The 26,204-nt window shown below is 62.3% G+C and carries 25 protein-coding genes; 13 read left to right on the forward strand and 12 right to left on the reverse strand.

Annotated features, from left to right (window positions below):
- Nucleotides 1-8: 8 nt before the first annotated feature.
- The 3 genes from mreD to ACFIQF_RS19630 form a co-directional block, all read right to left on the reverse strand.
- The gene (gene mreD, locus ACFIQF_RS19620; RefSeq protein ID WP_393945325.1) at nt 9-527 is read right to left on the reverse strand and encodes a rod shape-determining protein MreD; all 519 of its coding nucleotides are present in this window, start codon (nt 525-527) and stop codon (nt 9-11) included.
- 28 nt (nt 528-555) lie between these two features.
- Nucleotides 556-1,500, reverse strand: coding sequence for a rod shape-determining protein MreC (mreC, locus tag ACFIQF_RS19625; RefSeq protein WP_393945326.1), 945 nt, complete (start codon nt 1,498-1,500; stop codon nt 556-558).
- A gap of 124 nt (nt 1,501-1,624) precedes the next feature.
- A complete protein-coding gene (locus tag ACFIQF_RS19630) occupies nt 1,625-2,671 on the reverse strand; it encodes a rod shape-determining protein (protein WP_393945327.1) in 1,047 nt (348 codons plus the stop codon).
- Between the two features lie 213 nt (nt 2,672-2,884).
- On the opposite strand from ACFIQF_RS19630, the gene gatC reads away from it, so the two are divergent.
- The 7 genes from gatC (at nt 2,885) to ACFIQF_RS19665 (ending at nt 10,054) form a co-directional block, all read left to right on the forward strand.
- On the forward strand, nt 2,885-3,184 hold the full coding sequence (gatC, locus tag ACFIQF_RS19635; RefSeq protein ID WP_393945328.1) for an Asp-tRNA(Asn)/Glu-tRNA(Gln) amidotransferase subunit GatC: 300 nt from the start codon (nt 2,885-2,887) through the stop codon (nt 3,182-3,184).
- 144 nt (nt 3,185-3,328) lie between these two features.
- Entirely contained in the window at nt 3,329-4,804 is a 1,476-nt protein-coding gene (gatA, locus tag ACFIQF_RS19640) for an Asp-tRNA(Asn)/Glu-tRNA(Gln) amidotransferase subunit GatA (protein WP_393945329.1), read from the forward strand.
- A 19-nt stretch (nt 4,805-4,823) separates the two neighbouring features.
- Nucleotides 4,824-6,278, forward strand: coding sequence for an Asp-tRNA(Asn)/Glu-tRNA(Gln) amidotransferase subunit GatB (gatB, locus tag ACFIQF_RS19645; protein ID WP_393945330.1), 1,455 nt, complete (start codon nt 4,824-4,826; stop codon nt 6,276-6,278).
- A 122-nt stretch (nt 6,279-6,400) separates the two neighbouring features.
- Nucleotides 6,401-7,138 carry an excinuclease ABC subunit A gene (locus ACFIQF_RS19650; protein WP_393945331.1) on the forward strand — a complete coding sequence of 246 codons (738 nt, stop codon included), beginning with the start codon at nt 6,401-6,403 and terminating at the stop codon, nt 7,136-7,138.
- 173 nt (nt 7,139-7,311) lie between these two features.
- A complete protein-coding gene (locus tag ACFIQF_RS19655; RefSeq protein WP_393945332.1) occupies nt 7,312-8,046 on the forward strand; it encodes a hypothetical protein in 735 nt (244 codons plus the stop codon).
- A 169-nt stretch (nt 8,047-8,215) separates the two neighbouring features.
- Nucleotides 8,216-8,674 (forward strand): DUF2846 domain-containing protein, encoded by a 459-nt coding sequence (locus ACFIQF_RS19660; RefSeq protein ID WP_393945333.1) that lies wholly within the window; start codon nt 8,216-8,218, stop codon nt 8,672-8,674.
- A 393-nt stretch (nt 8,675-9,067) separates the two neighbouring features.
- Nucleotides 9,068-10,054: a putative Ig domain-containing protein gene (locus ACFIQF_RS19665; RefSeq protein ID WP_393945334.1), complete on the forward strand. Its 987-nt coding sequence runs from the start codon at nt 9,068-9,070 to the stop codon at nt 10,052-10,054.
- Between the two features lie 40 nt (nt 10,055-10,094).
- Here ACFIQF_RS19665 and ACFIQF_RS19670 read toward each other — a convergent pair whose 3' ends face one another.
- Together ACFIQF_RS19670 and ACFIQF_RS19675 are read right to left on the reverse strand one after the other, a co-directional pair.
- Nucleotides 10,095-10,910 carry a hypothetical protein gene (locus ACFIQF_RS19670; RefSeq protein WP_393945335.1) on the reverse strand — a complete coding sequence of 272 codons (816 nt, stop codon included), beginning with the start codon at nt 10,908-10,910 and terminating at the stop codon, nt 10,095-10,097.
- Nucleotides 10,910-11,725 carry a hypothetical protein gene (locus ACFIQF_RS19675; protein ID WP_393945336.1) on the reverse strand — a complete coding sequence of 272 codons (816 nt, stop codon included), beginning with the start codon at nt 11,723-11,725 and terminating at the stop codon, nt 10,910-10,912. The genes ACFIQF_RS19670 and ACFIQF_RS19675 overlap by 1 nt, the downstream gene beginning before the upstream one ends.
- Here ACFIQF_RS19675 and ACFIQF_RS19680 point away from each other — a divergent pair.
- The 4 genes from ACFIQF_RS19680 to ACFIQF_RS19695 all read left to right on the forward strand — a co-directional run bounded on the left by ACFIQF_RS19680 (nt 11,724) and on the right by ACFIQF_RS19695 (nt 16,501).
- Entirely contained in the window at nt 11,724-12,119 is a 396-nt protein-coding gene (locus ACFIQF_RS19680) for a hypothetical protein (RefSeq protein ID WP_393945337.1), read from the forward strand. The genes ACFIQF_RS19675 and ACFIQF_RS19680 overlap by 2 nt on opposite strands.
- Nucleotides 12,120-12,129: 10 nt before the next feature.
- On the forward strand, nt 12,130-13,539 hold the full coding sequence (locus ACFIQF_RS19685) for a GntP family permease (RefSeq protein ID WP_393945338.1): 1,410 nt from the start codon (nt 12,130-12,132) through the stop codon (nt 13,537-13,539).
- A gap of 96 nt (nt 13,540-13,635) precedes the next feature.
- Nucleotides 13,636-14,454: an alpha/beta hydrolase gene (locus ACFIQF_RS19690; RefSeq protein ID WP_393945339.1), complete on the forward strand. Its 819-nt coding sequence runs from the start codon at nt 13,636-13,638 to the stop codon at nt 14,452-14,454.
- A gap of 67 nt (nt 14,455-14,521) precedes the next feature.
- Complete coding sequence (locus tag ACFIQF_RS19695) at nt 14,522-16,501, forward strand: ATP-binding protein (protein ID WP_393945340.1); 1,980 nt, start codon at nt 14,522-14,524, stop codon at nt 16,499-16,501.
- Nucleotides 16,502-16,521: 20 nt separating this feature from the next.
- On the opposite strand, the gene ACFIQF_RS19700 is transcribed toward ACFIQF_RS19695, so the two are convergent.
- Together ACFIQF_RS19700 and ACFIQF_RS19705 are read right to left on the reverse strand one after the other, a co-directional pair.
- A complete protein-coding gene (locus ACFIQF_RS19700; protein WP_393945341.1) occupies nt 16,522-17,724 on the reverse strand; it encodes a hypothetical protein in 1,203 nt (400 codons plus the stop codon).
- Nucleotides 17,724-19,061 carry a hypothetical protein gene (locus ACFIQF_RS19705; RefSeq protein ID WP_393945342.1) on the reverse strand — a complete coding sequence of 446 codons (1,338 nt, stop codon included), beginning with the start codon at nt 19,059-19,061 and terminating at the stop codon, nt 17,724-17,726. The genes ACFIQF_RS19700 and ACFIQF_RS19705 overlap by 1 nt, the downstream gene beginning before the upstream one ends.
- A gap of 230 nt (nt 19,062-19,291) precedes the next feature.
- Between ACFIQF_RS19705 and ACFIQF_RS19710 the strand changes: the two genes are divergently transcribed.
- Together ACFIQF_RS19710 and ACFIQF_RS19715 are read left to right on the forward strand one after the other, a co-directional pair.
- The gene (locus tag ACFIQF_RS19710; RefSeq protein WP_393945343.1) at nt 19,292-19,732 is read left to right on the forward strand and encodes a PaaI family thioesterase; all 441 of its coding nucleotides are present in this window, start codon (nt 19,292-19,294) and stop codon (nt 19,730-19,732) included.
- 58 nt (nt 19,733-19,790) lie between these two features.
- Nucleotides 19,791-20,342, forward strand: coding sequence for a nitroreductase family protein (locus ACFIQF_RS19715; protein WP_393945344.1), 552 nt, complete (start codon nt 19,791-19,793; stop codon nt 20,340-20,342).
- An 86-nt stretch (nt 20,343-20,428) separates the two neighbouring features.
- On the opposite strand, the gene ACFIQF_RS19720 is transcribed toward ACFIQF_RS19715, so the two are convergent.
- The 5 genes from ACFIQF_RS19720 to ACFIQF_RS19740 are packed head-to-tail and all read right to left on the reverse strand — an operon-like array spanning nt 20,429 to nt 25,757.
- Entirely contained in the window at nt 20,429-21,523 is a 1,095-nt protein-coding gene (locus ACFIQF_RS19720; RefSeq protein WP_393945345.1) for an ABC transporter ATP-binding protein, read from the reverse strand.
- Between the two features lies 1 nt (nt 21,524).
- Nucleotides 21,525-22,373 carry a carbohydrate ABC transporter permease gene (locus ACFIQF_RS19725; protein ID WP_393945346.1) on the reverse strand — a complete coding sequence of 283 codons (849 nt, stop codon included), beginning with the start codon at nt 22,371-22,373 and terminating at the stop codon, nt 21,525-21,527.
- A complete protein-coding gene (locus ACFIQF_RS19730; RefSeq protein ID WP_393945347.1) occupies nt 22,363-23,376 on the reverse strand; it encodes a carbohydrate ABC transporter permease in 1,014 nt (337 codons plus the stop codon). The genes ACFIQF_RS19725 and ACFIQF_RS19730 overlap by 11 nt, the downstream gene beginning before the upstream one ends.
- 12 nt (nt 23,377-23,388) lie before the next feature.
- Nucleotides 23,389-24,750 (reverse strand): ABC transporter substrate-binding protein, encoded by a 1,362-nt coding sequence (locus ACFIQF_RS19735; RefSeq protein WP_393945348.1) that lies wholly within the window; start codon nt 24,748-24,750, stop codon nt 23,389-23,391.
- A gap of 56 nt (nt 24,751-24,806) precedes the next feature.
- Nucleotides 24,807-25,757 carry a TauD/TfdA dioxygenase family protein gene (locus ACFIQF_RS19740; protein ID WP_393945349.1) on the reverse strand — a complete coding sequence of 317 codons (951 nt, stop codon included), beginning with the start codon at nt 25,755-25,757 and terminating at the stop codon, nt 24,807-24,809.
- Nucleotides 25,758-26,204: the final 447 nt, after the last annotated feature.

Below are 26,204 nucleotides of genomic sequence, written 5' to 3' on the forward strand. Positions count from 1 at the left end.
CAGCGGGCTTACAAAGGCCGGTTCTCGTCGTGGTCGGGCGGCTGGCGTTGCGGCAGCAGCAGCAACCAGCTCACCACCGGCCAGAGCAAGGCGCACCACAGACTAGGCGTGATAAAGCCCCAACCCGGGAAGCCGCCGCGCAGCAGCATGCGCATAAGCATCTGCACCACATCGGCGGCCATGAAAAGCGGCAGCACCTGCACCGCCTGCGCCAACACGCTCAGCCAGGTGATGCGCCGGCGCAGCATGGCCACGCCATACATCACGCCCGAATAGACCAGCGCATGCTGGCCCAGCAACGAAGACTGGTGCACATCCATGCACAGCCCCAGCACAAAGGCCCAGGCCATGCCCACCTTGCCCGGCTCGTGCACGCCCCAGAACACCAGCACCAGCAGCAGCATGTCGGGCAGCCACACACCGCGGCCCAGCGGCAGCAGGTTGAACATCAGCGCCAGCAAAATGCTCAGCGCGATAAACCAGGGGTTGACCGGCAGCAGCAGCGGCTGCCCACGCGGCATGATCATCGCTGCTCTCCTTGTGTCTGGCGTATCGTCATCCGCGCTTGCCCTTTCGCGGCGTCGAGGACGGGCCTTCCGGTTTTTTCGACGTATCGGGCGCAGGGCGCGGCGGCAGCGCGTCTTCGGGCAACGGGTCGATCACCATCACAAACTGCGCGCCATACATCTGCGCCAGCGGTTCGCAATACACGCGTGAGAAGGGCGAATCCGCACGGCGCTCAATCTTGATGATGCGAGCAATCGGCAGGCCGGGCGCATACACGCCGTCCACACCGCTGGTGGTGAGCAGATCGCCCTCTTGGATATCGGCATTGCTGGGCATGAAGCGCAGCTCGATGCCGCCGCCATAGGAGCTGGTCGGGTCGCCATAAGCCACGGCGCGGGCGCCGGTGCGCGGGTTGAGCACGGGAATCGCCTGCTCGCGGTCAGTCAGCAAAGTCACCTCGGCCGACATCGGGAACACCCGCGTCACTTGGCCAAGCACGCCGCCTTCGTCCATCACTGGCGAGCCGCGCTTGATGCCGGCCACCTCGCCTTTGTCGATCACCACACGGCGGTTGTAGGCATCGGCGGTCTCGTACACCACCTGCGCTGGCGTGCCCTTGGTGGCCAGGCGCGGCGTGAGATTGAGCAACTGGCGCAGGCGCTGGTTTTCGTGGTCCAGCGTCTCTACCAGGTTGGCGCGTTGCGCCAGCTGCACGGCTTTTTTCTCGGCCTCGGCAGCGGCCGTCTGCGCGGTATGCAGGTCTTCAAAATACTTGCTGCCGTGCTGCACCATTTGCACCGGTTGCAGCATCACCCATTGCAGCGGGTACAAGGCCGTGCCCACCACTTTGCGCAGCGGCTCGGTGAGCTTGAAGCGCACGTCCGCCACCATCAGAAAAACGGCCAGCGCCACACACAAGGCCAAGCGCACATTGGGGCTGGGGCCTTGCGGGCGGAACGTCGGTACGCCGCTATCGAAGGAATTGCTGGACATGCTGGAGCCGGGTTGGAAAGCGCCCGCCAGAGGCTAAAACACCAATGGCGAGCATGCAGCTTGCTATGTTAAACATAGTAGCTGGCGCTCGCCATTATTGCGCAAACCGCTGTTTGGGTGGTTTTTATTCGCTGGTGAAGATGGTGACGCCCTTGCGATCGAGCGTTTCGAGCGCCATACCGCAGCCGCGCACCACGCAGGTCAGCGGCTCTTCGGCCACCAGCACGGGCAGACCGGTTTCTTCGGCCAGCAGGCGGTCCAGATCGCGCAGCAGCGCGCCGCCGCCGGTCAGCATCATGCCGCGCTCGGCGATGTCGGCGCCCAGCTCGGGCGGGGTTTGCTCCAGCGCATTCTTCACGGCCGAGACGATCTGGTTGAGCGGCTCGGTCAGCGCTTCCAGCACCTCGTTGGAGCTGATGGTGAAGCTGCGTGGCACGCCTTCGGACAGGTTGCGGCCCTTGACCTCAATCTCTTTGACCTCGGAGCCGGGGAAGGCCGAGCCGATGCTTTTCTTGATGAGCTCAGCGGTGGGCTCGCCAATCATCATGCCGTAGTTGCGGCGGATGTAGTTGATGATGGCTTCGTCGAACTTGTCGCCGCCCACGCGCACACTGCCCTTGTAGACCATGCCGCCCAGCGAGATCACGCCCACTTCGGTGGTACCGCCACCAATGTCGACCACCATCGAACCCGAGGCCTCGGACACCGGCAGGCCAGCACCTATGCCGGCGGCCATCGGCTCTTCGATCAGCTCCACCTGCGTGGCGCCGGCCTTGAGGGCGGCATCCTTGATGGCGCGGCGCTCAACCTGGGTCGAACCGCAGGGCACGCAGATGATGATGCGTGGGCTGGGCGACAGCAGGGTGCGCGGATGCACCATCTTGATGAACTGCTTGATCATCTGCTCGGTGATCAGGAAATCGGCGATCACGCCGTCCTTCATCGGGCGAATGGCTTCGATATTGCCGGGCACCTTGCCCAGCATGGCCTTGGCTTCGCGGCCGACGGCCTGGATCACCTTGCGGCCGTGGGTGCCGCCTTCGTGGCGGATGGCGACTACCGATGGCTCGTCGAGCACAATGCCTTTGTCACGGGCAAAAATCAGCGTGTTGGCCGTGCCAAGGTCAATGGCCAGATCGGTGGAAAAGTAGCGACGGAACGCTCCGAACATTCAGATTTCCTCTAGGGCATGGGCCGCGCTTCGACGATCCATCGCCCGTCATTGGGGGTAAGGGGGTGGCTAGCAGGGGTTTTCGATGCGCAATGACCGACGTTGCAGTGTTATTGCGTCAAAGACGGGATAATACCGCATCCCCTGTGAATAACTTGCAGGGCAACGCTTTCCAGCCTCGTTTTTTTACGACTGGTTTACATACCTAGTTCTATGGCACTGACTAAAGACGACATTGCCCGTATTGCCAACCTGGCGCGGCTCGAATTATCAGACTCCGAGAGTGAGCGCATGCTCTTGCAGATGAATAACTTTTTCGGCATTGTGGAAAAAATGCAGGCTGTGGATACCACCGGCATCACGCCGCTGTCGCACCCGGTGGCCGCCATCGAAGACATCGCCCTGCGCCTGCGCGACGATGTGGTGAGCGAGCCCAACAACCGCGAAGCCAACCAGCGCAGCGCCCCTGCCGTGGAAAAGGGCTATTTCCTGGTGCCCAAGGTCATCGAGTAATTCACAGCATTTTCCATGCTTCCCCGGCGCAAGTGCCCTGGCAATCCAGACCAGCCGCTATCACAGATATAGCAGCCGCTGGTGGCGCCCAGCCCGCACCACGCCCCTCCCCTTTACCGAGATCGCCAAGATCGCGAGATTTGCATGAGCACTCCTACCGAATTGCATGACTTGAGCCTGGCCCAGCTGGCCGCCAAGCTCCAAAGCCGTGAAGTCTCCTCTGTCGAGGCTGCACAACACTTTCTGGCCCGCGCCAAGGCCCACCAGGATCTGGGCGCCTTTGTCCACATCAACGAAGCCGTCACCCTGGCCCAGGCCCAGGCGGCAGACGCCGCCATTGCCGCCGGCACGGGCGGCAAGCTCGCAGGCGTGCCGATTGCGCACAAAGACCTGTTCGTCACCAAAGACTTCCCCACCACCGCCGGCAGCAAGATGCTGGCCGGCTACCAGTCGCCGTTTGACGCCACCATGGTCAGCAAGCTGGCCGCTGCTGGTGCGGTGACGCTGGGCAAGCTGAACATGGACGAATTCGCCATGGGCTCGTCCAACGAGAACAGCGCCATCGGCAAGGTGAGCAACCCCTGGGACAAAACCCGCGTGCCCGGTGGCTCGTCCGGTGGCTCGGCCGCCGCTGTGGCTGCGCGCCTCACGCCCGCTGCCACCGGCACCGATACTGGCGGCTCCATCCGCCAGCCCGCCTCGTTCTGCGGCATCACCGGCATCAAGCCCACGTACGGCCGCGCCAGCCGCTACGGCATGATCGCCTTTGCCTCCAGCCTCGACCAGGCCGGCCCCATGGCCCGCAGCGCCGAAGACTGCGCGCTGCTGCTGTCCGAGATGTGCGGCCCCGATCTGGACCGCGACTCGACCAGTCTCGACAAGCCGGCCGAAGACTTCAGCCGCCACCTCAACGACAAACTCGACGGCCTTCGCATCGGCGTGCCCGCCGAGTTCTTTGGTGACGGCCTGAGCGCCGACGTGCGCGCCGCCGTAGATGGCGCCTTGAAAGAGTACGAAAAGCTCGGCGCCAAGCTGGTGCCCATCAGCCTGCCGCGCACCGAGCTGTCGATCCCCGTGTACTACATCATTGCGCCGGCTGAAGCTTCGTCCAACCTGAGCCGCTTTGACGGCGTCAAGTTCGGCCACCGCGCCAAGGACTACAGCGACCTGGTCGACATGTACAAAAAGACCCGCGCCGAAGGCTTTGGCGACGAGGTCAAGCGCCGCATCATGACTGGCGCCTACGTGCTCTCGCACGGCTACTACGACGCCTACTACCTGCAGGCGCAAAAAATCCGCCGCATGATCGCCGACGACTTCCAGGCCGCGTTCAAGGATTGCGACATCATCGCCGGCCCGGCTGCGCCTACCGTCGCCTGGGCCTTGGGCGGCAAGAGCGACCCGCTCGCCAACTACCTGGCCGACATCTACACCCTGCCCGCATCGCTGGCCGGCCTGCCGGGCCTGAGCGTGCCCGCCGGCTTTGGCGAAGGCGGCATGCCCGTGGGCCTGCAGCTGATCGGCAACTACTTTGGCGAAGCCAAGCTGCTCAACGCCGCGCACCAGCTGCAACAAGCCACCGATTACCACCTGCGCCAGCCCGCTGGCCTGAGCCAGTAAGCAGGGAGAACAACAAACCATGACCGAAACAAGCATCAAGCTCATCAACGGCTACGAAGTGGTGATTGGCTTTGAAACCCACGCCCAGCTGGCCTCCAACAGCAAAATCTTCAGCCGCGCCAGCACCGCCTTTGGCGCAGAGCCCAACACGCAAGCCTGCGCGGTGGACCTGGCCCTGCCCGGCACGCTGCCGGTGATGAACAAAAAAGCCGTCGAATGCGCCATCAAGCTCGGCCTGGCGCTGGGCTCGCACATTGCGCCCGTCAGCATCTTTGCGCGCAAAAACTACTTCTACCCCGACCTGCCCAAGGGCTACCAGATCTCGCAGTTCGAGATTCCGGTGGTGCAAGGCGGCGAGGTGAGCTTCTTCGTCGGTGACACCAAGAAGACCGTGCGCCTGGTGCGCGCCCACCTGGAAGAAGACGCCGGCAAATCCGTGCACGACGAATTCATCGGCCAATCGGGCATCGACCTGAACCGCGCCGGCACGCCGCTGCTGGAGATTGTGACCGAACCCGACATCCGCAGCACCGAAGAAGCCGTGGCCTACGCCAAAGAGCTGCACAAGATCGTCACCTGGATCGGCATCTGCGACGGCAACATGCAAGAAGGCTCGTTCCGCTGCGACGCCAACGTCTCCGTGCGCAAGCCCGGTGCGCCGCTGGGCACTCGCCGCGAGATCAAGAACCTGAACTCGTTCAAGAACATGCAGATCGCCATCGATTACGAAATCCGTTGGCAGATCGAAGAAATCGAAGACGGCCGCGCCATCCAGCAGGCCACCGTGCTCTTCAACCCCGACACGGGCGAAACCCGCGCCATGCGCACCAAGGAAGATGCGGCCGATTACCGCTACTTCCCCGATCCCGATCTGCCGCCGCTGGTGGTTGCCGACAGCTGGGTGCAAGCCGTCAAGGCCGACATGCCCGAGCTGCCACGCCACCGTGCGCAGCGCTTTGTCGATGACTACCAACTGCCCGAATACGACGCCACCACGCTGACGCAAAGCCAGGCCATGGCCGACTACTTTGAGGCTGCCGCCAAGGTCTGCGGCCAGCCCAAGCTGGCCTCCAACTGGGTGATGGGCGAAATCTCGCGCCGCCTGAACATGGAAGAAATCGGCATGGACCAGGTCAAGGTCAGTGCCGAGCAGCTGGGCCAGCTCATCGCCCGCATCCATGGCAACGTCATCAGCAACAACGCCGCCAAGCAGGTGTTTGAAGTGCTGTGGAGCGGCGAAGGCTCGGACGTGGATGCCGTCATCGAGGCCAAGGGCCTCAAGCAGATGAACGACACCGGCGCACTCGAAGCCATCATCGACGAAGTGATCGCCGCCAACCCCGGCAACGTCGAGCAGTACAAGGCCGGCAAAGACAAGGCCTTCAACGCCCTGGTCGGCCAGGTCATGAAAGCCTCCAAGGGCAAGGCCAACCCCGGCCAGGTCAATGAGCTGTTAAAGGCAAAACTCGCCTGAGATTGCTCTAAGCTCTAGCCCCGTGTCATTGGCCGCAGGCAGCACATGCCTGCGGCCTTGTTGTTGTTGCTACTTGCCTTTGCCTGTTAACCGCCTGCGCGGCCCGCGCAGCACCACTGCCTGTGATCTTCTCGAACGCCTCCCTCATCGAATCCGAAAAAGAACGCAACCTCTGCACCAAGTTCTTTGCCGGCTACTTCTTCAATGAATTCACGGCCGGCTATGCCAAGCGCATCGTGCAGTTCAACCGCTACCTGCAGGAAGTCACGGGCCGCGACGACCTGGCCCTGCAAACCCCCAACGTCTCCTTCGACACGCACGCCTACCTGTGCCACGAGCGCCTGCGCAGCAAGCTCTCCGACGTGCTCGTCTCCGACCCGGCGCGCCAGGTGTTTTTGTTCATCGAAACCAAATACCTCACCAACTGGAGCTACGCCGCCGACGTGGCCAAGGCCCAAGAGCGCCTGGGCAAAATCTTCGACGCCGAGAAAAAGCCGCATCTGGAAAACGCCAAACAGCACTACTTTGTGCTCACCTCCAAACGCAAAGAAGAAGCCGCCGGTCGCCCCATCAATCCCTGGAGCACGACAGCGACCGCAGCGCCCACTGATCTGGCTCAGCCCGCCGATGGCACCGTTGGCCCAGACAGCTCCCAGACCACCGAGCCAGACGCCCCAGCCGAAGTGCCAGCGCCCAAAAAGCCCGCACCGCCCAGCTTCACCAGCCTGCTCTACTGGGAAGACCTGGCCCAAATGTGCGACCGCTCCGAAGTACGCCAGTACATGGAAGCCCGCCTCAAGCTCTGCATCAGCAGCAGCCGCAATCAACACAAATCGGGGTATTTTTTGCCGGGGGTGTGAGCAGAGGGCTGAGCATCTCCATGCAAAGCGCATTGCGCTCCCATGCAAGCACCACCGCTCGTGGTGTAACCCCGGGGATACCCACAGCCTGACCTGATGGCCATTGGCATCTACGCTCCTGTACATTTAGATACATAGCTTGCCCATGATCAGGGCGAGCGCCCAGGGGAACCATGCCGAAGATCTACGCCCAGAGCCTTATCGCCATCACAAGCACCATGCTTTTGAACGGCTGCATCCAAACCATCCCCAATGCGGATGGCACCACCACGCTTCGGGTCGGCCCAGCAGCCACGATGCGCCAGGAAGCAAGCGCCCCCCATCCTGCGCCAGCGAGTAACCCGGTGCCGGTCAACAACCCACCGGCCCAGCCCGCAGCCGCCGCGGAAGTGACTGCGCCCAAAGCCAAAACATCGACCAAGCAAGTGCTGGATGGTGTGGACTGGACGCCGCTGTTCAAAGGCATGGAAAAAGGCTGCGAATCCAGCACCGCTTTGAACGCATTGAGAGAACAGATCGAGCGCACACGCGAATCCAAAGAATCCGGCAGCAAGCGCTTCACCTCGGCATTCAACATCAACAACGTCGCGCGCCCCTACCGGACGGCAGTAGACAAAAAAGTCGCTATTACTCAGTCCAGTGATTCCCTGCTCTTCACCTTGCCGGTGAAAAAAGGTTCTTACTACGGCATGCCGGTCAACAACATCTTCAGCTACCAGGGCCTCGAAAACGGCATCAACGGCTATGGCTTGGTGCTGGACATCAGTCCGGACCAAGCCAGAAAGCAGCTCAGCGCCATCCGCTTCCGTTCATCAATCGATGGATGCAGTGAAAGCAAGATGGAAATCAAGCCCATCCGCATCAACTCCAAGCCGATGACCCGTATGGTTTGCGATAGTTCTTGTTAACCGCTTAACAGCCCAAGAAGCCATTCCTGCATGGGCTCTGACTACCGTGGCGATTAATGCCTTGGTCACCCAAAGCACACTGCAAGCACGAAGCAATCTGCTTGAATGCCTCAAGTCGCATTGAATTTTGTTACACTTGTTAACAAGACAACTTATTCAAGCAAACTTCATGTCCAGCAAAATTATTTTATCGCTCGCATTGGCATCGGTGCTGACCGGATGCGCTTCCGTGAATATGGCATCCAAAGCGGAATCTGCCCAAGCCAAAGCCTTCAACGCGCCCAGCAAAGGCAAGGCAGCCGTGTATATTTATAGAAATGGTGCCTTTGACGGGTCCTCCAAAAAAGATATTTTCATCAATGGAAAATGCCTGGGCGAAAGCGTTGCCAATGTATTCTTCTATACGGAATTAGAAGCGAATAAAACGCACAAGATTGAGACAGAATCCGAATTCTCGCCCAATGGTATTGATTTGCCCACCCAGCCAGACGCCACCTATTTTGTTCGCCAGTATATAAAAATGGGGGCTTTTGTTCCTGGTGCCAATTTGGAAATTGTTTCTGAGGCACAAGGCAAGGCCGATATTGCTCCATTGGAAATGGCCCAGCCAGGCCAGTGCGGAGGCTAAGCCCCGCTGCGGCCCAGCGCACTGGGCCGCTCACAAGGGGCGGGCGCCTTGCCGAGCCGCCCCACACAGCCAAAGCCGCTCGAACCCACTACTCCCCTGCCACCATCAGTCTCGCTGCAGAGATGTCACCGCGCTGCGGGCGCAGCATTTGCCCGCAAGCACCAGCGGACTGCCAACACCCCCCAACAAATCCCCATTGCGCCCCAGCCAACACCATGGCGGACAAGGCACATCAAATATTGCGGACACAGGCATTCCAACAAAAACACTTATTGCGGCATATCAAAAAACGCCTCACTTTCGAACTTAGGATAAATCCAGCGTCGATTATCTATTGATAGAAATATCATATGACGCTATTGGTTTTAAATATTTATCCAGGAGTTCAAAGCCGTGAAGAAGCATATACCGCCACCCAAAGCTGTATTCAGCGCCTTGTGTTTATCGCTGGCACTCAGCAGTGTTGCCCATGCACAGGTATTTGATTTTACTGATTTTGAAACCCAGGGCAAGACTTGGTCGGCCGAGCTGGAAAGAGGGGCGCCCGCCAATCGTGTGGAAGTCTTGGATGATGTGACTATTGAGCGCTTTGAACTCTTCACCAACAGCCGGGTAGATCACCAGCTTCGTTTCTTTATTTACGATATTAATAATGACATCTGGATATATAAAAGCAACCCATTAGAGATGAAAGGCTCCAATTATTTCCATTGGAGATCCTCCGAATCATTCTCGCCCATCACCTTAAAAGCCGGTGGTGCTTACTATATGGGCGCCATCCCTTCGCAAGGGCCAACGATAACGCCTTACCAGGACATGGCCTGGCCCTACACGGGGAAGAGCAAGATGCCGGAGTTTGCACAAGGCAACTTCAAACTGGTGGCGGCCAATGCCGTGGTCAAGAACCACCTGGATCCCTATATCGACGCCACGGCTTCCGCCATATTTCCACTGCGCTTGTACGAGCCCCTGGCGGTTACCACCACCGCGCTGCCAGATGCCGCGCAAAACGAGGATTACGGCCCTGTTACGCTCAGCACCAACGCCGACAAATCCTGGCTCGCCAAAACCTGGACCCTGCTCTCCGGGCCTGCGGGTTTGACGCTTACGCCAGAAGGCGTGCTGAGCGGCACGCCCACACAATCGGGCTCGCTCAACGTGGAGGTCGAGGTGTCGTTCACGCAAGGATCAGGGGTCGTTGCCACCACCCGAGAAAGCCTGCCTCTCAACGTGAATCCCGTGCCGCCGGTCAATCCCCCGCCGCCATTGCCAGGCACCACCGCGCAGCCCGTTCCCTTGCTTGGGAAGGCTGGGCTGGCTCTGCTGACGGGCCTCAGCCTGCTCGCCGGGCTGTTCAGCATCCGCCGCCGCCAGCGCTGAATCTGCACTGCCGCGCCAGCGACCAGCCGCTCTCAAAAACCTACGCCGCCTCGTCCGCCCAATCGGCCATGTTCTCGGTGTAGCCCAGCAGCAAGGTGCAGCGCGTTGTGAGCAGCTCCGCCAACGCGGACCAAGCGGGGTTTTGTAGCACCTCTTCGTCCTTGTCGGTGGCATACAAATCGCGCAACTCCGCTACCAGCTGTGCCGCCTGCTCGCTGTTCAGCGGCGTGGCGCGCACAAAGCCCATCCAGGCCGCCCCCATGCCAAAGAAGCGGTAGCCCCATTGTGTGGCGAGGTGACCGATGACAGCGTGGTTTTGGAACGTGTCCCAATCGTCGCCGAAGTAGCCGTTGGGCTGGCCGGCAATCATCAGCTCGTCGCTCGGCACGGGCAGGCGCTGGATGTAGATCACCTCGTCGAGCAGCTGATCAGGCTCGCGGTTGGCCGCCAGCAAGCCACTCACGGTTTCGGGCGCTACCCACAGCGTGCCGCAAACACTCGCCCAGTTTTGCACCACATCGGGATTGGCCAGTTGCTGCGCACGGTGCTGCAGGCAATCCAGTTCCCAAGTGGCCAGTTTCGCCGGGTCGTCCCAATCCATGTCTTCGGGTGCATCGAACTCCAAGCGCTCATCTTGGCCCGCATGGCCGCTGGTGTAGCTGCATTGCGCAGTGTCGTCCAAGGTGCACAGGTAGCGGTGGCCCGGGTCGGCTGCGCGCAGGGCATCCAGGTGCGCCAGCAGAGCGTCCAGGCTGTCGGCGTTTTCTACCCATTCGTAGGCAAAGGCGTAGTTCAGGCGGCGGAAGGGCGCGCCATCCTGCGACTGCCCGGGTTCGGGGAAGCGTCCGGTTTGCATCAGCGGCTCTCCTGTTTTTTGCCAGCTTTGGCCAAATCAGGCCGCTGCAAAGGGTTCTGGTTGCGCGCCAGGTAGGGCAGAAAAATCTCGCCCGTGGCCACGCCAAATACATGCGGGTCGCCTTCGGCGCTTTTGAGCAGTGCTTTCCACACCGGCGCAATGAACAGCTGGCTCGCCTGCGCATGGCTCAGCGTGTTGGGTTCGTCCGATCCCAGGTGGTAGCGGGCCGTGAGCTTTTTACCGAACGACATGGAGTGGTCGGAGTTGTAGACCATATACGCCTGCGTTTGCCCGCCTACGCGCAGCGCGCCATGGTTGTAGTCGCCCACCAGCAGGTTGTGTACCGTCAGGTTGCCGGCAATCTCGACCCAGGAGCCGCCGAAGAAGGCGTTGTCTGCCGTGAGGTTGCCTTGGAAAACCAGGGTCGGGCCGTAATCGGATTCGGGCTGGATCAGGTTGCCCTGCATCTGCACATCGCGCAAAAAGATGATGGTGTTCACCTGGTGCTGCGCGGCCAGCGCATCCACGTCCAAGCTGCCCAGTGTGACTGCCTGCGGGTACACCAGCACCTGCGCCAGTGAGCGCGGAATCAGGTCTTTGACCTCCAGCTTCAGCGGCGCCCCATAGGTTTTGAGGTACTGGCTGTAGCGCATTTTGATTGGCTGTGCGGCTGCCTTGGCTGGTTCGGATTTGCTGGCCACGCCGGCTGCGGGTGCAGCGGCGTGCTCCGCTGGAGCGCTTTGTGCATGCGCAGCCAGCGCCCATGCTCCCCAGCATGTGCACAGTGCAAGCGTTTGTGCAAATCCCAGACCCATGCCACATTCCTCCGACAATGATTCGCCTGCCATTCTGGTGGCAAATGCGGCCCGCGCCAGTTGCTCTGTCACTGGCTTTGCAACCAAAGGCTGCAGCAAAAAATACAGTGCCGCCCGGCTGCATGCCAGCGCCGTGACCGTAGGAGCCAGCCGCAAAATATCTGCTGACAGCGCTGACCAAGGGCGTACCCAGCGAAAAAACACACGGCCTGCAATCCGCTACTGCTATCAAAACAATAGTGTATTCTCTGCCAATCCGTCGGCTTTTGGCTGGACTGCACGCACAAGTTTGGCTATGGTCTGGCACTCAACCATTGCCGCCCACCACCAACAACACTTACAGCGCGGCAACGCTCTAACCCGGCACCGCGTCTGGCGCGTGTCAAAACAATAGGAGACCTGCCTTGAGTACCTTGGCAATTGTTCTGTCCCTGGCGCTGCTGATGTTCTTTGCCTACCGGGGCGTTACCGTGCTGCTGCTGGCGCCGCTCATGGCCGCCGTGGCGGTCATTTTGTCGGGCGATATGGGCCAGATGCTGCCCATCTATACCGACACCTTCATGCGGGCGCTGGGCAACTACATCCTGGCCTTCTTCCCGATCTTTTTGCTGGGCGCGCTGTTTGGCCAGTTGATGGCCGATTCGGGCGCAGCCACGGCGATTGCCAAGTGGGTGGAGCGCACGCTGGGCACCAAGCACGCGATTTTGACCGTGGTGCTGGCCTGCGGCATCTTGACGTATGGCGGCGTGTCGCTGTTTGTGGTGGCGTTTGCGATTTACCCGATTGCCAAGACGCTGTTCCGCGATGCCGATATCCCCAAGCGCCTGGTGGCGCCCGCCATTGCGCTGGGCTCGTTCACCTTCACCATGACGGCGCTGCCCGGCACGCCGTCGATCCAGAACGCCATCCCCATTCCTTACTTCGGCACCAACACGTTCTCGGCGCCATTCCTGGGTTTGCTGGGCGGCGCGATCATGTTCACGCTGGGCATTTTGTGGCTGCGCTCGCGCGAGAAGCTGGCACGCGCCCATGGCGAAGGCTACGGCGACCACCCCGATGACGAAACGCCCGCCGGCCAGGTGGGCGAGGCCGACATGAGCGGCGACGCCAACCGCACCATGCCGCTGCTGCTGGCATTGCTGCCGCTGGTGCTGGTGATCGGCATCAACGCACTGTTCACCTATGGCGTGTTCCCCGGCATGAGCTGGGATTTTCTGCAAGAGCGCTTTCCCAACCTGGATGCGCGCCGCCAGACCGGCATGTGGGCGCTGATCATTGCGCTGTCGGTGGCCTGTCTGACCTTGGTGCTGGTGCGCCTGGGCCATTGGCAGAATCTGCAACAAAGCATCAACAAGGGCTCGCTGGGCTCGATGCTGCCCATTTTCAACACCGCCTCCGAAGTGGGCTACGGCGCCGTCATTGCCAGCCTGGCCGGTTTTGCACTGATTCGCGATGCGGTGCTGAACGTGTCGAGCAACCCGCTGATCTCCGAGGCCGTGGCCATGAACGTGTTGGCCGGCATCACCGGCTCGTCCTCGGGCGGCATGTCGATCGCGCTGGCCACGCTGGGCGCAGATTACCTGCGCATGGCCCAAGAGGCGGGCATCAGCCCCGATCTGCTGCACCGCGTGGCGGTAATGTCGGCAGGCGTTTTCGACACGCTGCCGCACAGCGGCGCCATCATCACCTTGCTGTCCATCTGCAAGCTCACGCACAAGCAGTCCTACGGCAATATCGCGATGATGACGATCGTGGTGCCGCTGTTCGCGCTGTCCGTGGTGATCACGCTGGGCACGCTGTTTGGCTCGTTCTGACGCAGCTCTCGCATCGCCGCCATGTCAGCCCAGCCCATGCTGGGCTGCTTCGTTTTTGGGACAACCTTTGCCCGGCCAATCCGCTATAAACAGTGCATGACCAATCTGTTTGCCAAGATCGCGGTGTGGGGCGTGGCGCTGGCGGCCCTGCTGTATGTGGCCGTTTGCGCGCTCATGTACTTCCAGCAACGCAGGCTGATGTATTTTCCGCAATTCACCCGGGTGGAGGCAGCGCAAACCAATTTTGCTTTGCAGCGCGACGGCCTGACGTTGCGCGGCTGGCAACAGCACCCGGGCGCAGCCGCTGCTCCGGCGGGCGAGGCTCTCATTTACCTGGGCGGCAATGCCGAGCGGGTAGAGCAAGCCCTGCCGCTGCTGCACCAATGGTTGCCCACGCACAGCATTTACAGCCTGGCCTACCGCGGCTATGGCGCCAGCGAGGGCCAACCGACCGAGGCCGCGCTGGAGCAAGACGCCTTGGCGCTGTACGACGCGGTGCAGCAACTGCACCCGCAAGGCCGCATCACCGTGATGGGCCGCAGCCTGGGCACGGGCGTGGCCGCTGCGGTGGCGGCGCAACGCCAGCCGAGTCGTCTGGTGTTGGTTACACCTTTTGACAACATGACCGCCACCGTGCGCGACCACTACGGCTGGCTGCCCGTCGCGTTGTTGCTGCGCGACCGTTATCCCTCGGTCGAGCGCCTGGCGCAGTACCGCGGCCCAGTACTGGTGATGCGCGCAGGGCGCGATACGCTGGTGCTGCCCGCCCGCACCGACGCCCTGGAGCAAAGCCTGGCCCGGCGCCAGCAAGGGCGCTTGCAGGTGCACAACGAGCCGGCGGCCGACCACATCAGCATCTTGCAGGCCAGCGGTCTGGGGGCGGCGCTGCAAGCATTTGCGCAAGCCGCGCCATAGCGATAAGCTGACGCCCTATCAGCACTGATAGCAATCTGTCCGGCGCCAGCAGCCGCAGAAAAAAACCATGCTCGAGCACACGACTGCCCCCAGCGCCCTGACACCACAGCAAGCCACGCAAGCGGCCTTGATCGCCATGGCCGAGAGCATGGAGAAATACTCGGTACCGTATGCCTGCATCGATCCGCAAAGCGGCCAGATCGCCTTCATGAACCAGGGCTTTCGCGAGCAGCTGCGGGAGCTGGGCGACAGCAACGGCCAGCGCTTTCTGAGCGACGACGCCGCCACCGCGCAGGCTTTGCAGACTTGCTTGCAAAATCGTGACCCGGTCTCGGTCGTCAACCACCTGATTGGCCGCGTGGTGCAACTGGTGCCCATGCTGGACGGCGAGCAGCTGCTGGGTGTGCAGTGCTTTTTGTTCACACACACCGGCACCCAGCATCCGCCTGCGGCCGCGCCCGGCCTGAGCCATGGGCTGGGCCACGGCCTGGCCGATTTTCAGCTGGTGCTGCAACAGCTGCCGGCCATGGTGTGGCTGTCGCTGCCCAATGGCGATGTGTTCTGGATGAACGCGCTGCTGCGCGAGTTTCTCTACGAGGACCCAGCCCATGCCGACGCCAGCGATGGCCGCTGGATCGAGGCCATCCACCCCGAGGACATCACGCGCACCAACTCCTGGTTTTTGCAGTTTCTGATCAACCAGGTCGAAGGTGGCGTGGAATACCGCCTGAAAAATCGCCAAGGTATCTACCACTGGTTCCACACCACGGGCCGCGTGTTCAAGCAGGGCGAGCAGGTCTATATCGCCGGCATCAATGTCGACATCACGGCCTACAAAGAGCGCGAGCTACACAACCAGCGCGCACTGGAGCAGGAGCTGCGAGCCCACGAGCAGCAGCTCAAAGACATGCAGACGGTGCAGCAGGAGCTGGTGCGCAACCAGAAGGTGGAACTCGTCGAGAGCATTGCCGGCGGCATCTCGCACGACCTGAACAACCTGCTGTTCGTCATCAACCTCAACACCAATCTGCTGAAAAAACACCTCGCCAACGACCAGGCGCGTGGCTACCTGGATGTGATCAGCAAAACCATCAAACGCGCCAACCGCCTGTCTTCGCAGCTGGTGGCTTTCAGCGGCCGCAAGCCGCAGTCGACGCAGGCCTTCCAGCCGCTGGAGCTGATTGACGATATCGAAGAGCTGCTGCTCAACGCCGTGGGCGCCGAGGTGGATTTTCACCTGGAGGCGGCCGACGATCTGGGCGTGATCCAGACCGACAAGCACTACTTCGAGAACGCGCTGTTGAACATGGCGATCAATGCGCGCGATGCGGTATCGGGCCGCGGCAAGGTGCAGATCCGGCTCTACAACCAAAAGCGCCAGAGCGAAGGCGAAAGCCGCAACTATGTGGTGGTGGAGGTGTCAGACGACGGCTCGGGCATTCCGCTCGAAGTGCAAAGCCGCATCTTCGACCCCTTCTTCACCACCAAGGACGTGGGCAAAGGCTCGGGCCTGGGCCTGCCAATGGTGCAGAACTTTGCGCGCCAAAGCGGCGGCTTTATCGAGGTGGATTCCACCCCCGGCGCAGGCACGCATTTCTTTCTGGGCATTCCGCACTGCAACCTGGCGGCCGCCGCTGCAGAAATGGCCGAGCCCGTGGCCGATGTCGGCCATGAATCGATCCTGATCGTCGAAGACGACATGACGGTGCGCGACAGCCTGGCCCAGTCGCTGTACGCGCTGGGCTACCAGGTGACGGCGGCCTCCAATATCGACGTGGCGGTGAAATACCTGCGCAGCGGCATTGCGGTCGACATGGTGCTGAGCGACATCCGCATGCCGGGCACACTGAAGGTGCCCGATCTGCTGCGCATCATGGAAGAGGAAAAGTTCGACATTCCGGTGCTGCTGGCCACCGGATATTCGGGCGATATCCTGATCGAAGACGGCCTGCTCGACCACAAGCACCAGGTGCTGTTCAAACCCTTCTCGATGGACACGCTGGGCGTGAAAATCCGCGAGGTGCTGGACCAGGCGCGCAAGCGCTGAAGTGCCGCTGGCGGCGGTGCTCAATCACCATCGTCACCCGGCGTGGCCATGCGCTCTTGCGGGCGAAAATCTTGCAGCAGCACGCCATCGTTGCCCAGCACCAAAGCTGGCAGGTTCTGCACTGTGGTCAGGTAAAAACCGCCGTTGAAGCCTTGCGCCGCCAGCTGCTGGCCGTCTTGCAGAATCTGCGGAAACTCGCGCAGCGGCCGTATCCAAAGCGGCTGCAAACTGCGTGCATCGAGCATCTCCAGCTCCCCCTCGTTGGGCGCATACGGCCTGGGCTCGTAGCGCAGCAACACCCGCTCGGCGTTACGCGCCAGCACCTCGCCACCAAACTGCACAGGCACCTGGGCCACCGGCGCCACCTGGGTGATGCCGGCCTCTTGCAGGCTTTGGCGCTCTACCACGTAGCCCTCGCTGATCGCCTGGAAACGCTTGGGCGCCGCGCGCACCACCGCATCCGAGGTCGAATGCACGGCCAGCAGCGGCAACTGCTCAAACGCGCCCGGCTGCAGCTTCTGCTGGTAGTGCAGCAGTATGCGCGGCACGCCGTATTTGGCAACGTCGGTGCGGAAATCGGCGTAGTCGATGCGGGAAGTTGTGGCGCCGTACTGCGCCCAGGGGCGCTCGCGCAGCTGCTGCAGTTGCTCACCCCAGCGGAAGATTTCGCCGCTGTTCCAATACACGGCATAGCGGTCGCCGGTGTTGCTGGTCACGGCCAGCAAACCCGGCTCGCGCTGGCCGCCAAAGGCCAGCTGCGAAATACCGGTGCCCAGCTGCGCGGCAAAGCGCTGGGTGAGCGCCTCGTTCATCGGCTCAAACTGCTGCCGCGTTGCATCCCAGCGCCACCATTCGCGCGCCTGCAGCAGCAAATCCATCTGCTGACCGGCCTCTACCCGTATTTGAGCGGCCTGACGCCCTGGCGCCTGCGGCCTTGGCAGGGTCTGCGGTTCGCCGATCAGCTGCTTGCCCTGCAAATCGTTGTGAAAAACCTGAAACACGGTCTGCGACGACTGGGGCTGCACGTACTGGGTGACCCGCAACATGCGCAGGCCGCCGTTATCACCGGCATACACGGCCGAGGCCACCACCTCGCCCAGCGGCAGGCTTGGCACTTCGCCACGCTGAAAAACAGGTTTGAAAAAAGGCGCAAACCACAGCACAAAAAACAGCGCGAACAGCACCATGCCCCAGCGCGACCAGCGGGTGGCGGCGTCGGCCATCAGCGGGCTGCTCCGCGCGGGCTGACAAAGTCTTGCAAGATCTGTCCGTTGTCGTCCAGCAGCAAGGCGGGCTCGCGTATATCGTTGAACAGCAAAAAGCCACCAGGCACCACCTGGCCGGTGACATAGGCGCCGCCTTCGCGCTGGCCCAGCTGCGGCAGCTGGTCGGCCGTGCGGCTCCACGCTATCTGGTTGTTGCTCTTGTCCAGCAGCTGGATCACCCGGCCCTCGTTGCGCAAAGGCGTGGGGTTGTAGGCCAGCAAAACCCGCGTGGGGCTCTCGCCCATGACCTCGGCATGGAAGCGCAGGCTTTGCGGCTGCACCACTTGCACTTTCAGCAGGCCCTGTTCCTTGACGTACCAATGCCTGGTCATCAGGCCGCCGCCCACGTCGAGGTAGCTGCCTGGCTGCGCCTCGCGTACTTCTTTGCTTCCTGCAGGGTGCAGGCTGAAGTAGCCGTTGTAGTACGGCTGACCGGGTTCGTAGCGCGCCCAGAACCGCACCAGGTAGCTCGCCGTCTCTTGCCCGGCTTCACGCGGCATCTCGATAAAGCGGTACTGCGCCCGTTGCTGGCTATAGCTTGGCAACGCCTGGGCGTAGACCTTGCTGGCATCGCCATAGGGCACGATTTTTCCGGCCAGCCAGTACACATAGTATTGGGCGCCGCTGCGCGTGGTGACCAGCAGGCTGTCGGGCCGGTCGCGGCTCTGCAGCTCCAGCTTTATCAAGCCTTCGCCCAGCTGCGCAGCATGGCGCTGGGTCAGCTCCGGCAGCAGGTCGACAAAGCGCAGCGTTGCCGGGTCCAGCCGCAGCAGCGAGCGCTCCTTAAGCTGCAGATAAAGCTGCCCATCCGAGAAATACTGCAGCTTGGTCTGCGCTCCACCGCCCGTCCCAGGTGTTGCCAAACGCTGCGGCTCGGCCACACGTTTGCCGCTGGCAGCATCGGTCAGCACGACTTGGGACACGGTTTGCTCGTTCTCGCGCGCCTCGTACAGGCGCAGCAGCAAGCGCTGGCCATCGCGCAGCACCACGTTGCCAGCCTCGACACGACCCAGATTGCGCGCTTCTTCCACGGCCCGCTGCGCCGGCGAATCCTGCATCTCCTTGCGCAGCAGCGGCAACAGCCAAGGCAACATGAGCAAGATCACCACCAGCGGCAGCACCCAGCGCAGATGCGGCCACCAGGCCGAGCCCTGCGCCTGCAAAGGCGCGTAGCCGTACTGCAGCGTGAACTGCGCACCACATTGCTGGCAAGCCCAGCTGTTGGCTGCGCCGGCAGGCTGGCAATGCGCCGCGCCACAGCGCGGACAGAACGGCGAGTTGCTTGCGAAAAACATGTGTTGCAGTTGGTACGGCCCAGAACTGCGCCAAGCTTAATGGAGCGCGGGCAAAAAAGCCGTGGCGCAGCGGGAGGCAATTGGTAACAATTCCCCTGCAAAGCGCCGAGCACTATTCGGTAGTCGCTATCATTTTTAGCTCTGGCGATTCGCCTGTGCGTCAAGCGCTTGCCCCCGCGCCGCTGCACTGCGGCTAGGATCGCTGTCAACTTTCACTTTGCTTCGCTGCCATGACCGACCACGCCGCCATTCCCGCCTACACCACCGAAGAGCCCGCCCACATGATCTTCGGCCTGCCGATGGCGATGGCCGAATCCTTTTTGCTCAAAGGCGAAGCCATCGGCAACGACCGCGCCCGCGTGCGCATGCCCTACCAGGAAAAATTCACCAACAGCCGCAAAGACATGCACGGCGGCGCCATCGCCACCTTGCTCGACGTGGGCCTGTCCTGCGCCGCCCGCGCCCACGACCCGCTGCGCTACGGCGTGGCCACCGTGGACTTGACCATCCACTTCATGGCGCCCGCTGCTGGCGATGTGATCTGCACCTCGGTTTGCGAGCGCCGGGGCAAGAGCCTGAGCTTTGTGCGCGGCGAGCTGCGCGACGACGCCGGCAAACTGCTGGGCATGGCCACCGGCACCTTCATGCTGGTGGATCGGCAAAAAAGCTGAGCCTGCACGGCCTTGGCGAATATGGCATGCTGGCGGCCTTGTTCACTGCCTATTGACCATGACTCGCCAAGCTACCCACCCTATCCAGGCCGCTTTTGTAGAGCGTTTCTCGCCCCGTGCTTTTTCCGGCAAAAAGCTGAGCGCACAAGACATCGAGACCATTGTCGAAGCCGCTCGCTGGGCGCCTTCGGCCAGCAACAAGCAGCCTTGGCACTTTGCCTACGCGCTCAACGGCGATGCCAACTGGGCCGCTTTCTCGACCATCCCCAACGAAGGCAACCGCCGCTGGTGCCTGAACGCCGGCGCGCTGCTGGTGGTGCTGTCGGACAAGACGGCCTCGGGCAAGCACAGCTTTGACACCGGCTGCGCCTGGGGCTACCTGGCGCTGCAAGCGCACGCCATGGGCCTGGCCACGCACGCCATGGCCGGCATCGAGGCCGAAGCCGCCCGCCAGGTGCTCAAGCTGGCCGACCACTGGCAGGTGGAATGCCTGGTGGCCATTGGCGAGCGCGGCGACAAGGCCACGCTGCCCGCCGATCTGGCCGAGCGCGAAGAACCTTCGCCACGCAAGCCGCTGAGCGAAATTCTGAGCGCCGGCCCGCTGGCCTGATAGCGCCACGCCGAGCCAGCTTGCGCTGGCTTTGCCAAACGACAAGGGCTCCTGCGGGAGCCTTTGTCGTTTGGGTTGAACATGGTTCAGTTCAACCTGGCGCCGCTGGCCCGGTCGAACACATGCCAGTGCGCCGGGTCGGCTTGCAACTGCAAGCTTTGGCCCGGCTGCAAAGCGCGCCTTTGCTGGATGGTGGAAGTAAGCTGGTGCGCACCCAAACGCGCTACCACCTGCGTCTCGGCCCCCGTAGGTTCCACCACTTCCACCGTGGCCGGCCACGCAGGCACAGCACTGTCCGCGCTGTCAGCAATGCGGATGTGCTCGGGCCGCACGCCCAGCCAGATCTCTCGGTCTTGCAAAGGCGCCAGGTGGGTGCTGCTGGGCGGCACGGGCAAGCGCAGGCCGTCGTCCGTCACCAGTTGCAGCCGACCGTCGGCCCAATGCGTGCGGGCTGCAATCAGGTTCATCGACGGCGAGCCGATGAACTGCGCCACAAACGCATTGCGCGGCCGGTCGTACAGCTCCAGCGGCGTGCCCACTTGCTCGATCACGCCGTCGCGCAACACCACAATGCGGTCGGCCATGGTCATGGCCTCGATCTGGTCGTGCGTGACATACACCGTGGTGGTGCGCAAGCGCTGGTGCAAGGCCTTGATCTCGGTGCGCATCTGTACGCGCAGCTTGGCGTCCAGGTTTGACAAAGGTTCGTCAAACAAAAATGCCTGCGGCTCACGCACAATGGCGCGCCCCATGGCCACACGCTGGCGCTGCCCACCCGAGAGCTGCGCGGGCAAACGGTCCAAGAGCGGCGCCAGCCCCAGCACATCGGCCACCCGCTGCACGCGCTGCTGAATAGCGGTATCGCTTTGGCGCTGCAGCTTGAGCGCAAAGCCCAGGTTCTGCGCCACCGTCATATGCGGGTAGAGCGCATAGTTCTGGAACACCATGGCGATATTGCGATCACGCGGCGGCACCTGGTTGATGCTGCGCTCGCCCAGCCGTATCTCGCCGCCGCTCAGCTCTTCCAGCCCCGCCAAAATGCGCAGCAAGGTCGATTTGCCGCAGCCCGAGGGGCCGACCAGGGCGACAAACTCGCCGTCCGCCATCTCCAGTGATATGCCTTTGAGCACATCCTGGCCGTTGAAGTGCTTGCGCACGCCGCTCAAAGAGATCGAAGCCATATCAGTCCTTCACGCCACCGGCCGTCAGGCCGTGGACCAGGTATTTGCGCACCAGCACGGTAAACAGCAGCACCGGCAGCATCACCAGGGTGCCGGCGGCCGCGATCTTGCTCCACTCCCAGCCGTCGTACTGCAGAAAATTGACGATCGCCACCGGCGCCGTCACCGCCTGGGTGCGCGTCAAAATCAGGGCAAAGAAAAAATCGCTCCACGAGAAGATGAAGCACAGCACCGCCGTGGCCACCAGGCCGGGCCGGGTGAGCGGCAGCGTCACATGCCAGAAGGCCGACCAGATGCCGCAGCCGTCCAGCCAGGCGGCCTCTTCCAGCGCGGCGGGAATGGCCTCGAAAAAGCCCTGCATCATCCAGATCACGATGGCGAGGTTGAAGGTGAGGTAGACCAGCACCAGCGCCCACACCGTGTCCAGCAAGCCCAGCCAGCGAAAGGCCAGAAAGAACGGAATCGTGAAAGCAATCGGCGGCGCCATGCGCGTGCACAGTACCCACAGCGCCACCTGTTTGCGCGCCTTGAAGCGCCAGCGCGACAAGGCATAGGCCGCAGGCACGCCCAGCAACAGCGACAAGGCAGTGGACAGCACACTCACCAGCAAACTGTTGCTAAACGACTTGGCAAAACTGTCTTGCCACAGGCCGCGAAACGCATCGAGCGTGGGGCGAAAAACCAGGTCCAGCTCCAGCGCATCGGCCGCCGGGCGAAAGGCCATCAGCACCATCCACAGAAAAGGCAGCAACACCAGCACCAGCAGCACAACCGCTACCGCACTGCGCAGATGGCGCTGCAACCAACGATGCGCGGCCACGCTGGGCGCAAGCAAAGCATCAGCGGCCATGGCTGGCTCCTCCGCGTTGGCCCAGGCGGCTGATGAGTGCACTGAGCGCAAAGATGATCACCAGCATCACCACCGCAATCGCGCTGCCGTAGCCCCAGTACGAAAAGTTGAATGCCTGGATGAAGCCGTAGAAATTGGTCACCTCGGTCACCGTGCCGGGGCCGCCATTGGTCAGCACATAGAGCAGCGGGAAAGCCTTGAAACTGTCGATCAACCGGAACAGCGCGCACACCACCAAGGTGTTCTGCAAATACGGCAGCACGATGTAGCGGAACATCTGCCAGCGGTTGGCGCCGTCAATGCGCGCCGCATCGAGCGGGTCACGCGGCACCATCTGCAACTGCGCCAGCACCATGAGCATGGTGAAAGGGAACCACTGCCACACATCGGCCGCCACAATCGCCCACAGCGCGGTGTCCGGGTTGGCGATGAGCGAGCGCACAGGCCAACCCCATTGCTCCAGCAGCGCGTGCGCGGGGCTGATGTCGGGCGTGTAGATGATCTTCCACACCAGTGCCACCACGATCGGCGGCAACACCATCGGGATCAGAAACAAAGTGCGCACTCCGCTGGCCACGCGGCTCGTGGTGTTCAGCAGCAAAGCCATGCCCAGGCCCACCAGCAGCTGCAAAACCACGCCCACCACGGACAGCTTGGCCTGCACCCACAGCGAATGCAGAAAACGCTCGTCATGCAGCAGTTGTGCGTAGTTGCCCAACGGTGCATCGAAGTGGAAAGTGGCGGCCGGGTTGGTGAGGCTGAACGGCGTGAGGCTGACGACGATGAGCGTGATCAGCGGCAGCAAAGTGATGGCGCCCAACACCACCAGGGCTGGCGCGAGCCCCCAGCCGTAGGCGCGCGAGGCCTCGCGTTGCCAGGAGCGCGCGTGCTGTGCCGGCGGCACTGCTGCTGCACTTGGCGCAACCGGCTTGCTGGGCGCTGGCACACGCGCCAAGCCAGCCTCCAGCGCTGGCTGGCCGGCCCAAGATGCGGTGGGTGGCATGCGCAGCCCTCCTTACACAGCCACGCCAGCGCGGCGTAGCTCGGCCAACGAGCCGGCCTGTGCCTGCTTCATGGCTTGCTCGGGTGTGCTCTGGCCGCTGACGATCAGGGCAATCGCCTTGTCGATCTGCTGATCGACCTGCGGATACGGGGCCACCGTGCGGTAAGCCATATGGCCTTGCTTGGCCGCCAGGTCCAAGCCCTCGGACACCAGCTTGCCCAGGTCATAACCATTGACGCGCATGCGCTGCTGGTAGGCCGCCGACTCCAGGTTGGAGCGCCGCGTGGGCGCGCTGTAGCCGTCGGCCACCACCCTTTGCAAAGTGGCTTTGGACGTGGCCCAGCTGATGAACTGCCAGGCCGCATCCTTGTTCTTGCTGCCCACCGGAATGCCCCAGCCATGCACGGCCGTGCCGGGAAAGCGCCCCGCCGGCCCGGCTGGCACATGGCCCCAGGCGGTGGTGCCGGCAAACTTGCCGCCTTCTTTGTCGGCCAGCTGGGCCAGATACACCTGGCCTTGCACGCCGTAATGGCCGCGCCCGGTTTTGAGCGATTGCAAGGCCTGGTCGGGCGTGAACGACACCACGCCATCGGGGCCGAACTCGCGCAGCAGACGCGCAAAGTAATCGGCTGCGGCAATGGCCTGCGGCGTGTCCAGCGCGGGGTACAGATCGTGCGGCGCCTTGCGGAAAACATCGCCACCAAAGGCTTGCAGAAACGGGATGAAAGTCCAGCCGTAATGGTTCTCGGCCACAAAGCCGGCCGCGCGCTCTTTGCGGTTGAGCTTTTGTACCGAGGCCAGCAGCGCATCGGTGGTGCCGGGCAGGCCCAGGCCTTCGCGCTGCCACAGATCAAAGCGCGGCGCCGCAGCCAGCATCACTTCGGCCAGCCAGGGCAGGCCGTAGAGCTTGCCGTCCGAGCCTTTTTCGGGCGCCAGCGCGCCGGGCAAAAAGTCTTGCGCATCAAAGCTGGCCGGGGTTTTGCTCGGGTCGCGCAGGTAGTCGTCCAGCGGCGTGAGCCAGCCGGAGTTGATCCAGCGGCTGGAGTAGATGAAGGTCACATTCACCGCGTCAAAAGCCGAGCCCTTGGTGGACAGCTCCAGATCGGTGCGCTGGTTGTAGACCGGGAAACTGGGCGTGTCAAAGTTGATTTTGGCACCGGTAGCCTCTTCAAACTCCGGGATCAAAGGACGCAACTGTTTGGAATACGCAGTGCTGAACAGCGAGGCATTGAGCGTGACGCCCTTGAGCGGCTTGTTATTGCCCAGCGCCGGGAAACCCAGCGTGGCGCCGGCACCGGCGGCCAGAGCCGACAGCAGCAGCTTGCGGCGCGGCACAAGCACGCCGCCTTCGTAGTGGTAGGTGGTTCGGGTCATGGTCGGAAAATTCTTCTGGTACCCGCGCCTGCCCGGCAAGCGCGGTGGGATGGGGTTCAGGCCGCTACGGGATCAGCAGCCGTGATGTCGACGCTGCTGCGACCATCGACGCTGGTAGCAGTGGTGCCGCTGACGGTGACGCGGCGCATCACGCGGTGCGCATCGCCGTAATCGTTGATGGCGTAATGCTGCGTGGCGCGGTTGTCCCACACGGCCACATCGCCTTCTTGCCAAGACCAGCGCACGGTGTTTTCGAGGCGGATGATGCGCTCGTTGAACAGCTGCAGCAGCGCCGCCGATTCGCTGCTGCGCAGACCTTTGATGCGCTTGGCAAAGTGGCCCAGCAGCAAGGCTTTTTCGCCCGTTTCCGGATGCACATGCACCAGCGGTTGCTCGGCCTCGATGGTCTTGCGCGTGAAGATCTTGCGGTAGCTGGCGCGGCCGGCGGTTTCGCTGTCGCTGGCTGCGTTCTGGCGGAAGTTTTCCGCATAGTCGTAATCGTTGCCATGCACGGCCCACAGCTGCTCGGCCAGCAGTTTCAGAGGCTCGGGCAAACCTTCGTAAGCGGCCACGGTATTGGCCCAAACAGTGTCGCCACCATGGCCGGGCAAGGTGACGGCACGCAACACGCAAACCTGCGGATACGCGGCCTTGAAGGTGACATCGGTATGCCAGGAATCAGCACGGCCGCCGTGTTGCGAGTTCAGCTCCAAAAACGCGGTGCCATCGGGCGCAGGCACCGTTGGGTGCGGCTCAATCTCGCCAAACAAACGGCCAAAGGCCTGGTGCGAGCTGTCGCTCAAATGCTGCTGGCCACGAAAGAACAGCACGCGGTGTTTCAACAACGCAGCCTTGATCTGCGCAAACAGGGTTGGCGACAAATCGCCCCCCAATTGCACGCCGAAAACCGCCGCCCCAATGCGGCCAGCCAATGGCTCGATCTGCAAGCCGGATGCTGCGGCATCGGCTGGGTTGGACAGGTGGCGGGCGTCGGTAACGGCGTTCATCGGTGCTACTCCTCGGGCTTGGTGTTGTCAGTGAGGAGTTCATGCTAAGAACGCAGCAGCGCGCCGCCAACGAAGCAATTCGCGCATGGATATACGGAATTTGCAGATTGCGGATATCTGCAAATTTCGCGTTAACTGCGGAGCTGTTTTCTAACTGGCGTTGGTGTTTTTTGCTGGCTGCAGCTGGCCGGGTCTCGCAGGCCGTTGGCTGTTGGCTGTTCCTCCCCCACCCTTTCAGCCAGCGCCTGCGATCGGAGAAAACGGCGGCGGTTTGGCTGCCGCAGGACAGCCAAACTTCGTGCTCTGACTTGCGTCATCTGTTTGAGCGCAGCGCCTTGGCGCGGAGCGAGTTATGACGCACGCCGCCGTTTTCTCCGAGCGCAGGTTGCCCCGAAAGATTCGCTTTGCGAAGCTTTCGGGGTCGATGGATGCAGGGCACGTTTCTTT

This window comes from Comamonas trifloxystrobinivorans (assembly GCF_043359985.1).
In the GTDB taxonomy this organism is placed as follows: domain Bacteria; phylum Pseudomonadota; class Gammaproteobacteria; order Burkholderiales; family Burkholderiaceae_C; genus Comamonas; species Comamonas trifloxystrobinivorans.

Bases quoted from the DNA above. Each gene is read 5' to 3' on its own strand.
- ACFIQF_RS19655 (WP_393945332.1), top strand. From the start codon at position 7,312: ATGCCGAAGATCTACGCCCAGAGCCTTATCGCCATCACAAGCACCATG.
- mreC (WP_393945326.1), bottom strand. From the start codon at position 1,500: ATGTCCAGCAATTCCTTCGATAGCGGCGTACCGACGTTCCGCCCGCAA.
- ACFIQF_RS19720 (WP_393945345.1), bottom strand. From the start codon at position 21,523: ATGGCTTCGATCTCTTTGAGCGGCGTGCGCAAGCACTTCAACGGCCAG.
- gatB (WP_393945330.1), top strand. From the start codon at position 4,824: ATGACCGAAACAAGCATCAAGCTCATCAACGGCTACGAAGTGGTGATT.
- ACFIQF_RS19730 (WP_393945347.1), bottom strand. From the start codon at position 23,376: ATGCCACCCACCGCATCTTGGGCCGGCCAGCCAGCGCTGGAGGCTGGC.
- ACFIQF_RS19715 (WP_393945344.1), top strand. From the start codon at position 19,791: ATGACTCGCCAAGCTACCCACCCTATCCAGGCCGCTTTTGTAGAGCGT.
- ACFIQF_RS19660 (WP_393945333.1), top strand. From the start codon at position 8,216: ATGTCCAGCAAAATTATTTTATCGCTCGCATTGGCATCGGTGCTGACC.
- mreD (WP_393945325.1), bottom strand. From the start codon at position 527: ATGATCATGCCGCGTGGGCAGCCGCTGCTGCTGCCGGTCAACCCCTGG.
- gatC (WP_393945328.1), top strand. From the start codon at position 2,885: ATGGCACTGACTAAAGACGACATTGCCCGTATTGCCAACCTGGCGCGG.
- ACFIQF_RS19735 (WP_393945348.1), bottom strand. From the start codon at position 24,750: ATGACCCGAACCACCTACCACTACGAAGGCGGCGTGCTTGTGCCGCGC.
- ACFIQF_RS19670 (WP_393945335.1), bottom strand. From the start codon at position 10,910: ATGCAAACCGGACGCTTCCCCGAACCCGGGCAGTCGCAGGATGGCGCG.
- ACFIQF_RS19680 (WP_393945337.1), top strand. From the start codon at position 11,724: ATGCCACATTCCTCCGACAATGATTCGCCTGCCATTCTGGTGGCAAAT.
- ACFIQF_RS19705 (WP_393945342.1), bottom strand. From the start codon at position 19,061: ATGTTTTTCGCAAGCAACTCGCCGTTCTGTCCGCGCTGTGGCGCGGCG.
- ACFIQF_RS19740 (WP_393945349.1), bottom strand. From the start codon at position 25,757: ATGAACGCCGTTACCGACGCCCGCCACCTGTCCAACCCAGCCGATGCC.
- gatA (WP_393945329.1), top strand. From the start codon at position 3,329: ATGAGCACTCCTACCGAATTGCATGACTTGAGCCTGGCCCAGCTGGCC.
- ACFIQF_RS19695 (WP_393945340.1), top strand. From the start codon at position 14,522: ATGCTCGAGCACACGACTGCCCCCAGCGCCCTGACACCACAGCAAGCC.
- ACFIQF_RS19630 (WP_393945327.1), bottom strand. From the start codon at position 2,671: ATGTTCGGAGCGTTCCGTCGCTACTTTTCCACCGATCTGGCCATTGAC.
- ACFIQF_RS19690 (WP_393945339.1), top strand. From the start codon at position 13,636: ATGACCAATCTGTTTGCCAAGATCGCGGTGTGGGGCGTGGCGCTGGCG.
- ACFIQF_RS19710 (WP_393945343.1), top strand. From the start codon at position 19,292: ATGACCGACCACGCCGCCATTCCCGCCTACACCACCGAAGAGCCCGCC.
- ACFIQF_RS19675 (WP_393945336.1), bottom strand. From the start codon at position 11,725: ATGGGTCTGGGATTTGCACAAACGCTTGCACTGTGCACATGCTGGGGA.
- ACFIQF_RS19700 (WP_393945341.1), bottom strand. From the start codon at position 17,724: ATGGCCGACGCCGCCACCCGCTGGTCGCGCTGGGGCATGGTGCTGTTC.
- ACFIQF_RS19725 (WP_393945346.1), bottom strand. From the start codon at position 22,373: ATGGCCGCTGATGCTTTGCTTGCGCCCAGCGTGGCCGCGCATCGTTGG.